The sequence below is a fragment of the Gillisia hiemivivida genome (assembly GCF_007997295.1).
Classification (GTDB): domain Bacteria; phylum Bacteroidota; class Bacteroidia; order Flavobacteriales; family Flavobacteriaceae; genus Gillisia; species Gillisia hiemivivida.
Genome location: NZ_VORY01000002.1, coordinates 175489 through 193933, shown reverse-complemented (window position 1 = coordinate 193933; position 18445 = coordinate 175489). Strand labels below are relative to the sequence as shown.

20 protein-coding genes are annotated in these 18445 nt (G+C 34.6%); 11 read left to right on the top strand and 9 right to left on the bottom strand.

Translation table 11 applies throughout. From position 1 onward, the window contains the following. Position 1: 1 nt before the first annotated feature. The 3 genes from ES724_RS03130 to mscL are packed head-to-tail and all read left to right on the top strand — an operon-like array spanning position 2 to position 3608. Positions 2-490 (top strand): hypothetical protein, encoded by a 489-nt coding sequence (locus ES724_RS03130; RefSeq protein ID WP_146929437.1) that lies wholly within the window; start codon positions 2-4, stop codon positions 488-490. After that, positions 490-3156, top strand: coding sequence for a DNA gyrase/topoisomerase IV subunit A (locus ES724_RS03125; protein WP_146929435.1), 2667 nt, complete (start codon positions 490-492; stop codon positions 3154-3156). The genes ES724_RS03130 and ES724_RS03125 overlap by 1 nt, the downstream gene beginning before the upstream one ends. After that, on the top strand, positions 3156-3608 hold the full coding sequence (mscL, locus tag ES724_RS03120) for a large conductance mechanosensitive channel protein MscL (protein ID WP_146929432.1): 453 nt from the start codon (positions 3156-3158) through the stop codon (positions 3606-3608). The genes ES724_RS03125 and mscL overlap by 1 nt, the downstream gene beginning before the upstream one ends. A gap of 400 nt (positions 3609-4008) precedes the next feature. Here the strand turns inward: mscL and ES724_RS03115 are convergent, their stop codons facing one another. Beyond that, entirely contained in the window at positions 4009-4386 is a 378-nt protein-coding gene (locus tag ES724_RS03115) for a hypothetical protein (protein ID WP_026838412.1), read from the bottom strand. A 121-nt stretch (positions 4387-4507) separates the two neighbouring features. Then, positions 4508-4933: a helix-turn-helix transcriptional regulator gene (locus ES724_RS03110; RefSeq protein WP_146929429.1), complete on the bottom strand. Its 426-nt coding sequence runs from the start codon at positions 4931-4933 to the stop codon at positions 4508-4510. 280 nt (positions 4934-5213) lie between these two features. Between ES724_RS03110 and ES724_RS03105 the strand changes: the two genes are divergently transcribed. The 5 genes from ES724_RS03105 to ES724_RS03085 all read left to right on the top strand — a co-directional run bounded on the left by ES724_RS03105 (position 5214) and on the right by ES724_RS03085 (position 9179). After that, positions 5214-6365, top strand: a complete 1152-nt coding sequence (locus tag ES724_RS03105) for a M14 family zinc carboxypeptidase (protein ID WP_146929426.1) — start codon at positions 5214-5216, stop codon at positions 6363-6365. Between the two features lie 78 nt (positions 6366-6443). Continuing rightward, complete coding sequence (locus tag ES724_RS03100; RefSeq protein WP_010232169.1) at positions 6444-6923, top strand: Lrp/AsnC family transcriptional regulator; 480 nt, start codon at positions 6444-6446, stop codon at positions 6921-6923. 88 nt (positions 6924-7011) lie between these two features. Then, positions 7012-7530 carry a DinB family protein gene (locus tag ES724_RS03095; RefSeq protein ID WP_026838415.1) on the top strand — a complete coding sequence of 173 codons (519 nt, stop codon included), beginning with the start codon at positions 7012-7014 and terminating at the stop codon, positions 7528-7530. Beyond that, the gene (locus ES724_RS03090) at positions 7527-8501 is read left to right on the top strand and encodes a YihY/virulence factor BrkB family protein (protein WP_034886191.1); all 975 of its coding nucleotides are present in this window, start codon (positions 7527-7529) and stop codon (positions 8499-8501) included. The genes ES724_RS03095 and ES724_RS03090 overlap by 4 nt, the downstream gene beginning before the upstream one ends. A 129-nt stretch (positions 8502-8630) precedes the next feature. Continuing rightward, the gene (locus ES724_RS03085; RefSeq protein ID WP_026838416.1) at positions 8631-9179 is read left to right on the top strand and encodes a type 1 glutamine amidotransferase domain-containing protein; all 549 of its coding nucleotides are present in this window, start codon (positions 8631-8633) and stop codon (positions 9177-9179) included. Between the two features lie 63 nt (positions 9180-9242). On the opposite strand, the gene ES724_RS03080 is transcribed toward ES724_RS03085, so the two are convergent. Beyond that, positions 9243-9554 carry a hypothetical protein gene (locus ES724_RS03080; protein WP_026838417.1) on the bottom strand — a complete coding sequence of 104 codons (312 nt, stop codon included), beginning with the start codon at positions 9552-9554 and terminating at the stop codon, positions 9243-9245. Positions 9555-9623: 69 nt separating this feature from the next. Next, entirely contained in the window at positions 9624-10691 is a 1068-nt protein-coding gene (gene aroB / locus ES724_RS03075; protein WP_146929423.1) for a 3-dehydroquinate synthase, read from the bottom strand. A 103-nt stretch (positions 10692-10794) separates the two neighbouring features. Between aroB and ES724_RS03070 the strand changes: the two genes are divergently transcribed. Next, positions 10795-11991 carry a proline dehydrogenase family protein gene (locus tag ES724_RS03070; RefSeq protein ID WP_146929420.1) on the top strand — a complete coding sequence of 399 codons (1197 nt, stop codon included), beginning with the start codon at positions 10795-10797 and terminating at the stop codon, positions 11989-11991. 10 nt (positions 11992-12001) lie between these two features. Continuing rightward, the gene (locus tag ES724_RS03065) at positions 12002-12541 is read left to right on the top strand and encodes a 1-acyl-sn-glycerol-3-phosphate acyltransferase (RefSeq protein WP_146929417.1); all 540 of its coding nucleotides are present in this window, start codon (positions 12002-12004) and stop codon (positions 12539-12541) included. Between the two features lie 14 nt (positions 12542-12555). Here the strand turns inward: ES724_RS03065 and ES724_RS03060 are convergent, their stop codons facing one another. The 5 genes from ES724_RS03060 to gcvT all read right to left on the bottom strand — a co-directional run bounded on the left by ES724_RS03060 (position 12556) and on the right by gcvT (position 16670). Then, positions 12556-13275: a YebC/PmpR family DNA-binding transcriptional regulator gene (locus tag ES724_RS03060; protein WP_146929414.1), complete on the bottom strand. Its 720-nt coding sequence runs from the start codon at positions 13273-13275 to the stop codon at positions 12556-12558. A gap of 318 nt (positions 13276-13593) precedes the next feature. Beyond that, positions 13594-13881, bottom strand: coding sequence for a 4a-hydroxytetrahydrobiopterin dehydratase (locus ES724_RS03055; protein ID WP_146929411.1), 288 nt, complete (start codon positions 13879-13881; stop codon positions 13594-13596). Between the two features lie 94 nt (positions 13882-13975). Continuing rightward, a complete protein-coding gene (locus ES724_RS03050; RefSeq protein WP_146929408.1) occupies positions 13976-14686 on the bottom strand; it encodes a flavodoxin family protein in 711 nt (236 codons plus the stop codon). A gap of 80 nt (positions 14687-14766) precedes the next feature. Beyond that, positions 14767-15582 carry a sugar nucleotide-binding protein gene (locus ES724_RS03045; RefSeq protein WP_146929405.1) on the bottom strand — a complete coding sequence of 272 codons (816 nt, stop codon included), beginning with the start codon at positions 15580-15582 and terminating at the stop codon, positions 14767-14769. Positions 15583-15587: 5 nt separating this feature from the next. Continuing rightward, complete coding sequence (gene gcvT, locus ES724_RS03040) at positions 15588-16670, bottom strand: glycine cleavage system aminomethyltransferase GcvT (RefSeq protein ID WP_146929403.1); 1083 nt, start codon at positions 16668-16670, stop codon at positions 15588-15590. A gap of 142 nt (positions 16671-16812) precedes the next feature. Here gcvT and ES724_RS03035 point away from each other — a divergent pair, with 142 nt between their 5' ends. Further along, positions 16813-18345, top strand: a complete 1533-nt coding sequence (locus tag ES724_RS03035; RefSeq protein ID WP_146929400.1) for an NAD(P)H-hydrate dehydratase — start codon at positions 16813-16815, stop codon at positions 18343-18345. Positions 18346-18445: the final 100 nt, after the last annotated feature.

Sequence of the window (18445 nt, the reverse complement as noted above, 5' to 3'; positions counted from 1 at the left end):
TATGAGGTTTAAAAATACTAGTGAAACTAAGCTTGTTCCATCTATCTACATGATAATTGTCGCAGCTTTTGTAACAAATATCTTTGTGAATTTAGAGTTAATGGCTTCAGACAATGAAAGCACTATTACTTTCAGTCATTTTCTACCAAATATTTTACTTATTATTTTCGGAATTTATTTCCACAGGATCGGGCAGCTTTTCGATTTTGATAGTGATGGGGAAACGCTGAATTTTAAGAACAATGGATTGTTTTTTTCCAAATTCATGGAATACCGAGTAAAAAGAGCAGAATTTCCAAAAGGAAAACTAATAGATTTTAAAGTTATAGATCTCTTTTTTTATGCCACGCTCAGAATTTATATTAGGAGTAGAAGAAAGAAAGGGCCAAGAAAATACACCTTCAATATTACCTTTTTAAATAAAAAGAAGAAACGAGGAATGATCGAGTCGCTTAGAAAAGTGCTTGAGAAAAACAAAGTAGAGTCTTAATGGATTTAGAATATCAAGATAATTCCCAAGAAGCACCAGAAGAACAGGAGCAGTCTAAAGAAAAACTTATTCGGGTTACAGGAATGTACAAGGATTGGTTTTTAGATTATGCTTCTTATGTAATTTTAGAACGTGCTGTTCCGGCTGTAGAAGATGGATTTAAACCAGTACAGCGCCGGATTATGCATTCTATGAAAGATCTGGATGACGGGAGATATAATAAAGTTGCAAATATAGTTGGGCATACCATGCAGTATCATCCTCACGGTGATGCGAGTATTGGAGATGCCATGGTGCAGGTTGGGCAAAAAGAACTTCTTATAGATATGCAGGGAAACTGGGGAAATGTTTTTACCGGAGATCGCGCAGCTGCCCCTAGGTATATTGAAGCTAGGCTGTCCAAATTTGCTTTGGAAGTTATTTATAATCCAAAAATTACCAATTGGCAGCTTTCTTATGATGGTAGAAAAAAGGAACCAGTAAATCTACCTGTAAGATTTCCATTATTGCTCGCTCAAGGCGCTGAAGGAATTGCAGTAGGATTAAGTACCCGTATTTTACCACATAATTTTATTGAACTTATAGATGCTTCCATTAAACATTTAAAGGGGAAGAGTTTTAAACTATTTCCAGATTTTCCAACCTCAGGAGAAGCAGATGTTTCAAATTATAATGATGGGAAACGTGGCGGAAAAGTAAGGGTTCGCGCAAAGATATCCCAATACGATAAGAATACACTGGCTATAACAGAGATACCGTTTGGTACTACAACTACCACTTTAATAGAATCTGTTTTAAAAGCCAACGATAAAGGGAAGATCAAAATAAAGAAGATCGAGGATAACACTGCAGAGCATGTGGAGATCTTAATCTACTTACCGCCAAATGTATCTCCAGATAAAATGATAGATGCTTTATACGCGTTTACTACCTGCGAGAATTCTATTTCGCCTTTGGGTTGTGTAATTATAGATAATAAACCAATATTTCTGGGAGTAACAGAAATGCTGAAACGATCTACAGATCATACTCTCAGTCTGCTTAAGAGTGATCTGGAGATAAGATTAGAGGAGTTTGAAGAGCAATGGCATTTTGCATCATTAGAACGAATTTTTATAGAAAACCGGGTCTATCGTGATATTGAAGAAGAAGAGACTTGGCAAGGAGTTATAAATGCGATAGATAAGGGTTTAAAACCACATACCACACATTTAAAACGTGCAGTTACCGAAGATGACATTACTAGATTAACAGAAATCCGAATTAAGAGGATATCTAAATTCGATATAGATAAAGCGCAACAAAAGATTGATGCCCTAGAAGATGAAATAGCACAAGTGAAACATCATTTAGATCATCTTGTAGACTTTGCTATTGCCTATTTTGCAAGGTTGAAAAAGGAGTATGGAGCAGGAAGGGAGCGCAAAACAGAGCTTAAACTATTTGAAGACATAGAGGCTTCTAAAGTGGCTATGCACAACACAAAGCTTTATGTAAATAGAAAAGAAGGGTTTATTGGAACCTCTTTAAAAAAGGATGAATTTGTTGCAGACTGTTCAGATATAGATGATATCATTTGTTTTACTGCAGATGGTATAATGATGGTTACCAAAGTAGATTCCAAAACATTTATAGGAAAAGATATTGTTCATGTGGCTGTCTTCAAAAAGAAAGATAAGCGGACTATCTATAATTTGATCTATCGTGATGGAAAAGGCGGTTCTTCTTATATAAAACGCTTTGCAGTGACTTCTATAACCAGAGATCGGGAATATCCTGTTTCTCAGGGTAAAAAAGAGTCCAAAATCTTATATTTTTCAGCAAATCCTAATGGTGAAGCTGAGGTTGTTACTGTGTATCTTAGACAAGTAGGCAGTATTAAGAAGCTTAAATTTGAAGTAGACTTTGCAGATATGGCAATAAAAGGCCGAAATGTAAAAGGAAATATCGTCACCAAATATGCAGTTAAGAAAATAGAGTTGAAGGAGGAAGGAGTTTCTACACTTAAACCTCGGAGAATTTGGTTTGATGATAGTGTGAAGAGGTTAAATGTAGATGAACGTGGAGATTTATTAGGTGAATTCAAGGGAGAGGATAGGCTATTGCTAGTTACTCAAGATGGAGTTGCTAAAACCATTAAGCCAGAATTAACCACTAGATTTGATGATGAATTTATAGTTCTGGAAAAATGGGTCCCTAAAAAACCTATCTCAGCAGTTTATTGGGAAGCAGATAAGGAGCGTTATTATGTGAAGCGATTCTTAATTGAACATGAAGATAGAGAAGAGCAGTTTATAGGAGATCACGAAAAGTCTTATTTAGAATTGGTTTCTACAGATTATATTCCGCAAGTAGAGCTTGTTTTCTCTAAAATCAGAGGAAAAGAACTTAGAGAAAATCAAATAATTAATATTGAAGAATTTATTTCAGTAAAAGGAGTTAAGGCTCTTGGTAATCAATTAACTACAGAAAAAATAAAGCAAATTAATTTATTGGATCCTGCGCCTTATGAGGTAGAGGAAGTAATTCTCGAAGATTTGGAAGTTCAGGAGGAGGAAGTTGTCGAAGGAGAGGAAAATAAGAAGCAAGAAAGCAACCCTTCAGGGATAGTGTATAAAGAGAAAAATAATGGAGAGGAAAGTCAAACAAAATTATTTGATGAGTAATGGGTTTGTTTAAAGAATTCAAGGAGTTTGCCGTTAAAGGCAATATGATAGACATGGCGGTGGGTATCATAATTGGTACTGCCTTTAATAAAGTTGTGGACGTTCTAGTGAAACAAGTAGTATTACCGCCTCTTTCCCTGCTCACAGATGGTGTTAATTTCGCAGACAGAAGAATTATACTTCGGGATGGAATTGATGCTGCTCAAGTTGGTGCTGTGGAATTAAAAGAGATAGCTATAGGCTATGGCGCCTTGGTAGAAGCTATGCTGGATTTTGTGATCATTGGATTTACCATTTTTCTTGTGGTCAAGTTCATGAATAACTTCAGAAGAAAAGCGCAAGACCCTAAAGATAAAACTGTTGAAACTCCTAAGGAAATTCAGTTGCTGTCTGATCTAACAGTTTTAATGCAAGAGCAAAACGATCTTCTAAAAAACAGAAAAATCGAATAATATATCAGTTTTGTTTATTTAATCCCTCATTGAGGGTTCAATTCCCCGAGGCCTGCCCGAAACATTCAGGCGGGCTTGCCTCGAATTTTCAAAAGTATTTTCCTCCCGGACCATCGGGACATACCTAGTGGGCCCGCCCGTACCGTTCGGGCGGGCTTGCCCCGAGGGTCTTGATTTATTTTCAGCTGGTTAGAGGAATTGTTTTAACATCTCTGTGAGTTCAGAGCAAGTTCCTAAAGGATGCTTCCAGATAGTTTTATATTCTGCTGCTGTCGCACTGAGCTTGTCGAAGTGTGTTTAATCATCTCAGCGAGACTAGAGAAAGACCATGAAACGAGTTCAGGGTGACGAAGTGGTTGATCGCTTGCCAGACGAAACCAGGCATATCCAAAATCGCTAATTAATCTTTAACCTTGGTTACGGTACCTTTCTTTTTCTTTGGATCTCCAACCAAACCATATTCAAAAGTATAGGAATCATTTTTTGTGGTAAGTATCTTAATATGCAAAGGTTTTCTTTCTGCCATATTTTTAGGGTGTAGATTCTTTATTATATACTCGCAATCATTGAGCCATCTTACAGAGGAAGTGTCTACAGAGCCTTTAAAAGTGTCTACTTCTAGCGTGTCATTCCTAGTGAATGTAGAAGTGACCAGTTCTCCATTTAAATAAGATTCAAATTTAAATGTTCCTGTATGGAATTGTTTGCATTCTTTCTCTGGGGAATAGCAAGAGACTAGCAGAAAAAATATACAGAGGCAAAGGAGGAGTTTTTTCATTTAAATAAGTTTTGAACGATTATTGAGTTCGTTTTATTCACGGAAGTGAAATTGATCATTTATATTAAATGCCCATTATAGGCTTTCATACCGCAAAAATAAAGATAATATAGCCTAATTATCAATTTTCGAAGGCCTCAAAAGTGCCATCCTCATAAAAAAGCACCACTCTTTTAATCGTTTTTGCTGAAAAGCTACTTCCAGGAAGGCTCTCGGGTTTAATAGAACTTTCAATTGGTTGTTCGCTTTTTTGTTTTTCATCCCGAATTAATTGGGCAGGAGTCTCTGATTTACTTGAGGGAACCACTTTCTCATCTTCCGATTTAGGGAAACTTCCTTTCCCATTTAAGAGCCAATATAATTCTACTTCAGGATAGGTTTGCACAATTTTAAGCACAAAATCTAGACTAGGTTTATTCCTTCCAGATAATATATGGGAGATAGAAGAGCGACCAACTTGGATAGCATCTGCAAAAGCAGCTGCCGAAATATCATAATAATCTAGGATTATTTCTAGTCTTTTTGAGAATTCATCACTGTTTACCATTGTAAATTTTATATTGAACTTTGCGTGTTTACAAATGTAAAACAATGTAAGTGATATAGCAAGTTACAATTGTAATTTAACTTATTTAGCATCAACTTTACGTTTAGGTAATTATATTTAATAATCTAAAAATAAAGTATTTAAGTATATAAATATTTAGTAATGGAATTTTTCCACTTTCCTTCCTGATAGATTTTAATAATTTGTTTACTAATGTAAACAGACTGGTTAGTTTGAACTGTTTACATTTGTAAATTAATGATTATTTACTTTTGTAAACATGATAAATATACTTTCATCTATATTAAATAATTACGAAACTTTCAAAGAGGCTTCTCTAACTGGTAGATATATAAATGCGACTCATATTTCTAATCCACTAAAAAAAGCGGCCTCGAATTTTGAGGTAAAAGTTTTAGGGGAATCAACTTTAGGGGAACCTATTCATTTAATTAAAGTTGGTTCTGGAAAACTGAAAATTCTCATGTGGTCTCAAATGCACGGAAATGAATCCACTACTACAAAAGCTGTATTTGATATGCTGAATGTTTTTAGCGATCATTCGCAGGATTCCGTAGTAAAAGATATATTGAGTAATTGTACTTTATATATAATCCCTATGCTAAATCCAGATGGGGCTAGATCTTATACTCGTGTAAATGCAAATGAGATCGATCTAAATAGAGATGCAAAAAACTTAACTCAGGTGGAAAGCCAAGTTTTAAGAAAGACATTTGATGATCTTCAGCCAGATTTCTGCTTCAATCTTCATGATCAGCGAACTATATTTAGTGCTGGTGCAAATGAAATTCCAGCTACTTTATCTTTTCTAACCCCTTCAGAAGATGTTGAAAGGTCTGTAACCAAGTCCCGAGGTGAGTCTATGAAAGTTATAGGCGCTATCTATGAAGACCTCTCTAAGCTTATCCCTAACAGGATTGGAAGATATGATGATGGTTATAATGCCAATTGCACGGGGGATACTTTCCAGAGCCTGGGAGTACCAACCATTTTATTTGAGGCTGGTCATTCGAAGGGCGATTACGCTCGGGACAAAACAAGAGAATATGTCTTATACGCTCTTTTTTCAGGCTTAAATGCGGTTGCAGCTCAAGCTTATAAGAAAATTGAAACTTCAACTTATTTTAATATCCCGGAAAACGAGAAACTGTTTTACGATCTGATTTTGAGAAATGCAGAGATTAACGGAAAGAATGTTGATATAGCCATTCAGTTTAAAGAAATTTTAAAAGATGAAGAGGTGTTATTTTTACCATTCGTAGAAAACATTTCCCCAAAATTAGAGTTCTTTGGACACAAGGAAATTAACTGCGATTTTAAGAACGTTACTCTTCCAGACCATAATTTACTCACCGAAAACGTTATAGTAGATAAAATTCTTGTTAATTATGAAGTATTAATGATAAATTAGGAAAAAAATTAAATTTCTTTGCTAATCGTCTAGTGAAATTGTGTTAATTTTGTGTTTCATTAAAAGACTTTAAGAATCATGGCAAAATATAAATTAGACGAAACCGATCATCAGATTCTGGATATGTTAATCGAGAACACGCGTACCCCGTTTACTGATATTGCTAAAAAACTGAATATTTCTGCAGGAACCGTGCATGTACGTGTTAAAAAGATGGAAGAGGCGCAAATAATTTTGGGATCTACATTGACACTGAACTACGAAAAATTAGGATATGCATTTATAGCTTACGTAGGGATATTTTTGAAGAACACTTCTCAAACAAAATTTGTTTTAGAGCGAATAAACGATATTCCATTTGTAACTGTTGCCCACGTAACTACAGGAAAATTTAATGTTTTCTGTAAAATACGTGCTAAAAACACACAGCATGCAAAAGAGATAATATTTCAATTAGATGATATTGAAGGAGTTTATAGAACAGAAACTATGATATCCTTAGAAGAAAGCATGAACGACAAAAAGCGTTTAATGCATTCTATATTTAAAGAATTGTAAATCTTTTATTTTTTTCATAAAACCCTTTATTCCATTTGGACTAAAGGGTTTTTTTATACCTTGAAGTTTTAAAAATTTTATTTAAATTATGACAACATCACAATTACTGACCTCAGAATATAACCCCTTTTATCAAACGTATATAGATAAATTGCCTGATGAAGATTTGATTTCAATTTTAAAAGATCAGAAAAAGGAATTTGTGATTTTCTTAAAAGGTCTACAAGAAGAAGATTTAAAACATTCTTATGCAGAAGGGAAATGGACCGTTGCACAGTCTATTCAACATGTTATTGATACAGAGCGAATCTTCCAGTATAGAGCCTTAACTATTGCACGTGAAGACCTAACACCTATAGCGGGATTTGATCAAGATGCTTACGTTCCAGTATCTAAAGCAGAAAGAAGAAGTCTTAGCAGTCTTATTAAAGAATTTGAAGTTGTAAGAGATGCTGGCATAGCTCTTTTTGAAAGCTTTGAGGAAGAGATGTATTGTAAAATTGGAGAAGCAAGTAAATCGCAATTAAGCCCGCGTGCCGCTGGATTTATTTTAGCAGGACATCAAAAACACCATTTGGTCCTATTTAAATCTCATTATGGATTATGAAAAAACTGAAGACCTTTTGGAAGCTTTTAAAAAAGGCATATGTAAGTTGGAATGGTAACGATCCATGGGCGAGAAGTGCCATTATTGCGTATTACACCCTATTTTCATTACCTTCTTTGCTTATAATTGTAGTAAGTATTGCAGGCTATTTTTTTGGTAGAGAAGCGGTTCAAGGTCGGATTACTGGTCAAATAGCAGAATTTATAGGTGAGGATTCCGCAATGATCGTAGAAAATATGATAAGCAATGCTGCCTTGAGCAGTAATTCTACTTTTGCGGTTATTTTTGGGATATTCATGCTAATATTTGGAGCGACAGGAGTTTTTTTTCAGCTTAAAAAAGCGATGAATAATATCTGGAATGTTGCTGAAAAGGAGGGTACTTATTTTAGGATGTTTATAGATAGAGTGATTTCTTTTGGGATGATCTTAGTTATAGGATTTTTAATGCTTTTGGGATTAATTGTTTCAGCAATCATTAGAATGTTAAGCGATTATATAGAAAGTTATGCCCCTGCTGTAACTGCCTTAGGTCTCGATTTAGTGAATTCATTTCTTTCTCTTGTATTTATCACCTTACTTTTTGGCTCCATCTTTAAATTGTTGCCAGATATAAAGATTAGATGGAAAGTTACTCTTTATGGCGCAACCTTAACAACTATACTTTTTTTAATAGGAGAATATCTTATTGGAATCTATTTTGGTAGAACAGATCCAGCTTCAGTTTATGGAGGAGCTTCCTCCATGGTTCTTATTTTACTATGGGTAAATTATACTTGCTTAATTATGTTCTTTGGGGCAGAATTCACTGTTCAATATGCACAATATAAAAAGGAAAAAATAATTCCTACAGAATTCGGTGAACCTGCAATTAATCAGGAATTAGTCAAACTGGAAGAAAAAAAGCAAAAATTAAAGGAAGACGATAAAATTATGAAAGATTTGGAATCTAATTCTTCCAACGATAATTAACAAAATAAAATTCTATTTAGCAGAGGTTTAACCAAAACTCATCATATTTTATAAACCTCTTAATAAATATTGAAAGTCAGTAAAAGTATCTTTGGATCAATTATAAGTTTAATATTTAAATCAACGATTATGAAAAAGAGAATAGCAATTTTGGCAACAGATGGATTTGAAGAAAGTGAATTAAAATCTCCTAAAGAAGCAATGGAAAAGGAAGGATTTCAAGTTGAAATAGTTAGTTTGAAATCTGGAAATATTAAATCTTGGGCAGATGGAAATTGGTCTAAAGAGTATAAAGTAGATAAGACTTTAAGTGAAGTAACTGCTAAAGATTATAATGCGCTTATGTTGCCTGGAGGAGTTATTAACCCGGATATATTGAGAAGAGATGAGGATGCTCTCAACTTTGTAAGAGATTTCTTTAAGCAAAAGAAACCAGTAGCTGCAATATGTCATGCTCCTTGGATCTTAATAGAAGCAGATGTAGTTGAAGGTAGGAAAATGACTTCTTTTAATTCTATCAAAAAAGATCTTATGAATGCAGGTGCAAATTGGGTAGATGAAGAAGTAGTTGTGGATGAAGCCTTAGTTACAAGTAGAAACCCAGATGATCTTCCGGCTTTTAATGCCAAGCTTATTGAAGAGATAAATGAAGGAAAGCACGATATGCAACATGCTTAAATCTTAATACATATAAAAGAGTAAAAAGCGACCTATTTCTAAACAGGCCGCTTTTTTATTGAATTATCTATCTAGATCTTCATCATCATCTTCCTCACCGTTATCTTTTTCGGGAATTTCAGATATTGGCTCATTGAAATCGGAATCATCATAATCATCTTCGTCGTAGTTTGCCATACTATTCTCTAACTTGGTACTTACCTTAACCAAGTATATGGAATCTTCTGTTCGCACTTCTACCGCCTCAACAGTTTCATTTTTAGCGTTTTTAAATGAAATTACATGGTCATCATCATATCCATCAGGATATTTGTCTACCAATAGGCTTAAAATTTCTGGAGTTAACTTTTTGTAATCTACAATGACTCTTTTCATAACTAAGATTTGATGATGCAATTATAGTAAAAATAGCATTATTTTCAAGCGGTCAAATTAATTTTCAAATTAATTTTTTAAATAATAATTCATGGCCTCTATTAACTGGTCATTTGGCACAATTACATCTAATTCTGCTTTCCCAATATCCTTCAAAAGAACAAAATTTATGTTTCCGTGTGAATTTTTCTTGTCAAATTTCAGAAGATCAAGCACCACTTCATAATCTTCTTCTAAGAGATTTATCTTCGGAAATAATTCATTGATTTTATTGGTGATATTCTCTAATTTTTTTTCAGGAAAACCACATATCTTATAAGAAAGATGGGTAGCCATGATCATACCAGCTGCAACTGCCTCCCCATGAAGTAAAGTGATTTTATTAGGATTGGTTAAAAAATAGGATTCTATTGCGTGACCTAAGGTATGGCCATAGTTTAGTGTTTTTCTAACACTTTTTTCTGTAGGATCTTCCTGGACAATTCTAGATTTTATTTCTATAGATTCTATAATAAGGCTGTCAAGATCCTCTAATGTAAGAGCTTCCAGGTTGGTGGCTTTTTCCCAATATGCTTCATTTGCAATGAGGCCATGTTTTAAAATTTCAGCCAAACCGCTACGCATTTCATTTGCAGGTAGCGTAGATAAATAATTAGAATCTATTAAAACCATTTCCGGCTGATTAATAACACCTATTTGATTTTTTAAATTCCCGAGGTCTACTCCGCATTTACCGCCAACCGACGCATCGACCATTGCCAGTAGGCTAGTGGGGACATTAATATAAGATATACCTCTTTTAAAAGTACTTGCAACAAATCCACCAAGATCTGTAACTACGCCGCCACCTAAATTAATCAGCAGGCTTTTTCTATCTGCGCCGAGCTCAGAAAGGGTTTCCCAGATTCCAGAACATGTTTCAATATTTTTGTGTTCTTCTCCGGCTTCCATTTCAATTACTTCAATTGTAATAGTTGTTTCTAGCTGCTGAAGAAAAATATTCAGGCAATTATTGTGGGTATTAGAGTCCACCAAAACAAAGATCATGGACGGTTTGGAAGCTCTTAGGTAATTAGATAATTCGGCGCACCCGTTTTCTGCATAAAAAATTGGAGCTTGACTAGCTAAAACAGCCATAATTAAAAAGGTTTTATTCAAATTTATAGATATCGAAAATAAGCAGAAAATAATTAAATTATCCTAACTCAATAATTATATTTGTCGCATTAATATCCTATGTATGATCACACAAAAAATCTTTGACGATACCGAGACAGCTTTTAAATTAAAATCGAACGATGATCTTAATAGAGCGCTGTTTTTATTTAACATGATCAATAGGCCAACCTTAGTTAAGATTGGCACTTATCTTACCAACATATCTTTGAAACTGCATTTACCGGTAGAAGGTCTTATTAAAAGCACCATTTTTAAGCAATTTAGCGGTGGTGAGACTATGGAAGATTGTATGAAGGTGATCGAAAAAATGTATACTAAGAAAGTTCATAGTATTTTGGATTATTCTGTAGAAGGAAAAGTGGAGGAGGCGCAATTTGACTCTGCCATGAAAAAGAAGATCAGTATTATTGAATTTGCCGCAGAAAAGAAAGAACTTCCTTTTGCTGTTTTTAAACCAACTGGAGTTGGAAGATTAGAAATATGGGAAAAAGTATCTTCTAAAGAAACTTTAAGCACAGAGGAAGAAGAAGAATGGGCTCGCGTTAAAAATAGAGTAGATCTTATTTGTGGCGCTGCCTATAAGAATGATATTAGTGTTTTGGCAGATGGGGAGGAATCCTGGATGCAAGATGCCGCAGATGATCTTATGGAAGAGATGATGGAGAAATACAATCAGGAAAAAGCGATTGTGTTTAATACGCTTCAATGTTATAGATGGGATAGAGGAAATTATTTACAAGCCTTACATTCAAAAGCAAAAGCCGCAGGTTATAAAATTGGTGCAAAGATCGTACGCGGGGCTTACATGGAAAAAGAAAATCAACGTGCGAATAAAATGGGATATCCAACTCCTATATGTGAAAGTAAAGAAGCTACAGATGTAAGCTTTAACGGTGTTTTATCTTACTGTTTGGGACAAATAGATGATATCTCCTTATTTGTAGGAACTCACAATGAAATGAGTAATTATCTTGCCTTACAAGTTATGGAGGATAAGAACATTTCCATTAATGACTCCCGAGTGTGGTTTAGTCAATTGTATGGCATGAGTGATCATATTAGTTTAAACCTTGCTAAAAAAGGCTATAATACGGCAAAACTAGTGCCTTTTGGTCCAGTTAGGGAAGTGGTTCCCTATTTAATTAGAAGAGCGCAGGAAAACACTTCGGTAAGAGGACAAACCGGTAGAGAATTAGCTTTACTTATAGAAGAAAGAAAGCGCCGCAAAGGAGAACCTACTAAGGGTAACCGAGAATAATTTAAACCCTATGAGTTTCGTTTCTAAGTTCATTTATTTTAAAGTATTTAAATGGGGAATTCAGGGTGCTTTCGATTCAAATATTAAAAAATGCGTGTTTGTTGTAGCTCCCCACACCAGTTGGTGGGATTTTTCTTTGGGAGTTTTAACCCGGAACATCCTAGATATCGAAATTAATTTTGTTGGAAAAAAGGAATTGTTCAAACCTCCATTTGGCTGGTATTTTAAATGGATGGGTGGAGCACCCGTGGATAGGGTTTCTAAAGAAAAGAAAGTTGAGGCAATTGCCGCTATTTTTGAATCTAAGAAAATTTTCAGGCTAGCTTTATCTCCAGAAGGGACTAGACAGAAATCTGAAAGATGGAGGACAGGATTCTATTATATTGCTGAAGCAGCCAATGTTCCCATTATAATGGTCGCTTTTGATTATGGAAAAAAGCTAACAATATTTTCTAAACCTTTTTATACTACAGGTGATATTGAAAAAGATCTTCTAAAAATCAAAAGTTTTTATGGAGGTGTTCAAGGGAAATTTCCTGAACAATTTTAGAACCTGAAGTACTTTTAGTCTTCAGATTCGTCCATGGTGTGATATACGTTTTGCACATCATCATCTTCGTCCAAACGTTCCAATAATTTCTCTACATCTGCAGTTTCATCTGTAGATAATTTCTTAGTTACTTGGGGAATTCTTTCGAATCCAGATGACAAAATCTCTATTTCTCTATTCTCTAATTCTTTCTGAATGGCTCCAAAACTTTCAAAAGGAGCATAAATTAATATCCCATCTTCATCTTCAAAAACTTCTTCTGCTCCAAAATCAATTAATTCCAGCTCTAATTCTTCAGCATCTTGCCCTTCCGCAGGAATTCTGAAATTACAGGTATGATCGAACATGAATTCTACAGAACCTGAAGTTCCTAGATTTCCATCACTCTTACTAAAGTGCATTCGCACGTTGGCAACTGTTCTATTATTATTATCTGTAGCTGTTTCAACCAGAACAGCGATCCCATGAGGAGCATATCCTTCAAAAAGCACTATTTTATAATCCCCTTGATCTTTATCACTCGCACGTTTAATAGCACGATCGATATTATCTTTAGGCATGTTCACACTTTTCGCATTCTGAATAACTGCACGAAGTCTGGAATTACTATCTGGATCGGGGCCGCCTTCTTTTACAGCCATTACTATGTCTTTCCCAATTCTAGTAAATGCTTTAGCCATTGCAGACCAACGCTTCATTTTACGTGCTTTTCTAAATTCGAATGCTCTTCCCATAAATATTATAAATCTGGTGTAAAAATAAAAAAACGTTCCATTTCTAGCTAGAAAAATGGAACGACAATTAAATTAATTATAGGTCAGTAGTTAAATGCATATACTTTCACACTACTAATTAATTGATTATTAATAATGTAAAGACATTATTTAGTCAGTTCGAACGTCCCGATTTCTCGGGAGAGAACTATTGGAATGAAAAATTAGGTTTCGACTTTAGCTTGTATTGAGCGAAGTCGAAATGCTCAACCTGACATTTGCAGGACTATTGGCATTAGAATATGAAACTATCTACTGACCTCTATAATTAATTATAATTTATTCTGCATTCACAATTCCTTCAATTGCTTTAGCCAGTTTAAAATCCTTTTCGGTAACACCGCCAGCATCATGAGTAGAAAGTGAAATTTCTAATTGATTATAAACATTGTTCCAATCTGGATGATGTTGTTGTGCTTCAGCTTCAAAAGCAATTCTCGTCATTAAAGTAAAAGCTTCCTTAAAGTTTTCGAATTCAAAAGAAGTCTGCAAAGCATTATCAGTATAGCTCCATCCTTCTAGAGATTCCAATTTTTCGTTTATTTCTTTTTCAGATAATTTTTTCATAATAAAATTTTTAATTCCTTTAGGCTTGTTTTAAGTTTTTTACAATTGTTTCTCATTTCAGATCTTGTGGGCTTCCCCCCGAGGTTCTTGATTTTTAACGATATTCAGGATTCTCAAAAGCCCATCTTTTACCGTTTTTCCATTCCTCAGGTAAATTACCATAAGCAGGAAATCCTCCAAATTGCTTTAGCAGACTTGCTAAATGCATTAGATTATAAGTCATAAAGGTAGTATTCCTATTGGTGAAATCACTTTCTTTGGCATTAGATTCTTCATCTAGATAACTTGGTCCAGGACCAACTTCTCCAATCCATCCGGCATCTGCTTGAGGTGGAATGGAATAGCCTAAATGCTGTAGGGAGTATAACATATTCATAGCACAATGTTTTATTCCATCTTCGTTTCCAGTGATTAAACAGCCACCTACTTTCCCATAATAAATATATTGCCCTTTTTCATTTTGTTGAGCACTCATTGCATACAAACGTTCTACTATTTTGGTGCATATAGAAGATTTAGCGCCTAACCAGATTGGAGTGCAAAGCACTAAAATATCTGCTGCTATAATTTTATTGAATAGTTCTGGCCAATCATCTTTTTCTTCTCCTTCTTTGGTCATGTCTGGCTGGATTCCATTAGGAAGGGTATAATCTGCAGCACGAATTACTTCTACCACCACGCCTTCCTTTTCCATAATAGTTTTTGAAACTTCTATAAGTCCTCTAGTGTGACTTTGTTTTGGTGACTTTTTAAGCGTACAGTTTATAAATACCGCTTTAAGATCTTTAAATTGTGGAGTATTCATTTGTTTTGGTTTTCTTAAAGTTACTAAATAGCAGGGAACTCTTGAAAAATGCTTTATAGTTTAGGGAAAGCTTAACAAATTTAGATCACCACAGAGGAGTTGATGACGTGCTGTAGAGAAATGCGTAGATTTTTTGGTAAGAGATTGTCTTTTGGTAAAACAGCTAGAAAACGATCGTAATTAGAATCATATACTTGCTTTAGAAGTGGGTTTTTATACCCCAAAGCGGTAGCAATATCCTTTACTAGGTCATGCTGATGGGTGAGATCCTCACTTCCTAAATGAAATACTCCTTCTTTTTTTCTATTGATTATATAATGAATTTGCTGAGTAAGCCGCGTAATATCTGTTGCATTAACCACAACATTCGGAAAAACCTCTATAGCTTCACCAAATTCAATTTTATTTTTAATTTCCAAAGTTCTGGGAGAATGAGCACCAAAAACCATTGGTAATCTCAATATATTATATTTATTATTTGGAAGTCTAAGCAGAGCGTTTTCAATTTTAATTTTGAATCTGCCATAAATACTTTGAGACAAAGTTTTATCATACTCGTAAGAAGGATAGTTGGTAAAGGCATCAAAAACGTTTGCTGAAGAGATAAAAAGCAATTTGCTATTGTTCCTTAAAATATAATCTATTATTGAAAAATGCGTGTTTACCTGAGCATTAAATCCTCCCCGGAGCGCAGAAACAATAACCGTTGGCCTAAGATTTTCCAGTAAAATATCAATGTTTTCAGATTCCATATCAAATTCATAAAACTTATGATTTGCTTCAAAGAAATCTGAATTGGTATGATAGGTACCATAAGTATCAAAATAGGAGCAGAGCTCCTTATACAGGGCATTCCCTATAAAGCCGCTTGCTCCTAATATCAGTACTTTTTCCAATGGGTTTATCCTTTATAGAAAGGCAGTTTCACTAATGAAGCAGGAACTGCTTTTTTTCTTATTTGAATATAGATCTTATCTTTAGCCTTAGCCATTTCTGTTGGGATGTAACCCATTCCAATTCCTTTATCCAGGGATGGAGACATGGTTCCAGAAGTAACATATCCAATTGCTTTTCCTTCAGCATCCACTATATCATATCCATGTCTTGGAATTCCTCTCTCATCCATTTCAAAGGCGATCAGTTTTCTTTTTGGACCTTCTTCTTTCTGTTTTTGTAACGCTTCAGCATTAATAAAATCTTTAGTGAATTTAGTGATCCATCCCAATCCTGCTTCAATTGGAGAAGTTGTATCGTCTATATCGTTTCCGTAAAGGCAATATCCCATTTCCAATCTTAAAGTATCTCTTGCTGCCAATCCAATAGGTTTGATACCAAAATCGGCTCCTGCTTTAAATACGTTATTCCAGATGGTTTCTGCATCCTCATTTTTTAAATAAATTTCAAAACCACCACTACCAGTATATCCTGTAGCAGATATAATTACATTTTTCACTCCTGCAAATTCAGCAACTTCAAAAGTGTAAAATTTAAGATCTTTTAAATTCACATCGGTTAAAGATTGCATTGCTTCTGCAGCTTTAGGTCCTTGAATAGCTAGTAAAGAAAATTCATCTGAAAGATCTTTCATAGTTGCATCCATCGTATTGTGCTGTGCAATCCAGTTCCAATCCTTCTCTATATTAGAAGCATTTACAACCAAGATGTATTTATCTTCATTCATTCTGTAGATAATAAGGTCGTCTACAATTCCTCCATCTTCATTAGGCATGCACGAGTATTGCGCTTTCCCATCTATCAGTTTAGATGCATCGTTAGAACTGATCTTTTGTATAAGTTCTAGCGCATGTTCTCCAGAGATCAAAAATTCCCCCATATGAGAAACATCAAAAACCCCCACATCTTTACGAACAGTTTCATGTTCTATATTAACGCCTTCATAAGAAACAGGCATGTCGAAGCCTGCAAATGGAACCATTTTAGCGTTTAGGGAATGATGTATGTCGTTAAGGGCTATTTTTTTCATCTCTTTTATAATTTGCGCAAATTTATTTATTTCAATTTGAATAGTGGTGCAAATAAACATAATTCTTAAGAATCTATATCTTATATATTATTGCAGAGGTAGAAATTTTATATTTGTAAGAACGAGATAAAGAACCCACAGAATGAAGATATTTGATATAGAGCAGCTTGCTAAAGCTGATAAAGTGACCATAGAAAAACAAGAAATAAGTTCTACTGAATTAATGGAACGTGCCGCAACCTTGGTTTTCAACGATATTCATTCCAAACTGAATGGAGCCCAAATTCCAATTAAGATCTTTTGCGGAATCGGAAATAATGGAGGAGATGGCTTAGTAATCGGGAGACTTTTATTAGAACACGGGTATCAAGTGATTGCTTATGTGGTTAATTACAGCAATAAAAGATCTCAAGATTTTCTCTTGAATTACGATAGAATAAAAGAAGTTAGCAATAACTGGCCAAGCTCAATTAAAGGGGAAGATGATTTTCCTGAAATTTCAGAAAAAGATTTCATTATAGATGCCATGTTTGGGATTGGGCTCAACAGACCTCTAGAAGATTGGGTTGGAAAATTAGTGCGGCACATAAATAGATCTAAAGCCTTTATTGTTGCTATAGATATGCCTTCGGGAATGTTTGCTGATAAAATGCCAAATGAAAAACGGCCCGCCATTAAAGCAAATGTTACCATTACATTTCAATCTCCAAAGCTTATATTTTTCTTGCCGCAGGCGGCAGAGTATATAGGTGATCTGCAAGTAATAGATATAGGATTAGATAGAGAATATCTGGCTAAAACCGCTGTAAACAAACAATTAATTAATAAGCCTGAAGCTCAATTACTATATAAACCCAGAATAAATTTTGCTCATAAAGGCGATTATGGCCATGCGCTTATTATTGGTGGAAGCTATGGGAAAATAGGTAGTATTTCACTTACTGCAAAAGCTACCTTAAAGACTGGTGCTGGAATGGTAACTATCTTTTCTCCAAAATGCGGATACCAAATTCTACAAAGCACTGTGCCGGAAGCAATGGTACTTACAGATGAAAATGAAGAAACTCTTAGTAATATAGAATTCGATCTATCTCCAGATGTGATTTGTTTCGGGATGGGAGCAGGTACTTCCAAAGAAACAACTGCAGCTTTTAAGGATTTATTGATCAACACTAAAAAACCAATGGTTATTGATGCCGATGGTATTAATATTCTTTCAAAAGAAAAAGAGCTAATAAAAGAATTGCCAGAGAATACTGTTTTAACACCACATCCCGGAGAATTAGAACGTCTTATTGGGAAATGGAAAGACGATTTTGACAAACTATATAAGGTTAAAAAATTCAGCAAAGAACATAAGCTGATCGTGGTTATAAAAGGAGCGCATACTATTATCGTTTTTAATGATGATCTATATATAAATAACACAGGAAATCCAGGCATGGCTACTGCAGGAAGCGGAGATGTGCTCTCTGGAGTAATAACTTCGCTTATATCTCAAAAATACGAGCCTTTGATAGCTGCTGTTTTTGGAGTTTATTTACATGGGAAAACAGGAGATATTTTGGCAGAAGAAATGAGTTATGAAGGTTTAATAGCCGGAGATATTGCAGATAATATTGGGAAGTCATTTTTAGATTTATTTAAAAAGGAAATGCAATCTGAAGGTAATTGAAGAATTTTCAGTTATTTTAGCACTTGTTTAACTTTTGCTGCAGTTCTAAGCTTGCAAGATTTAAGCTCAATTATTCTTTAAGAATTCTTAAGAACCCTGA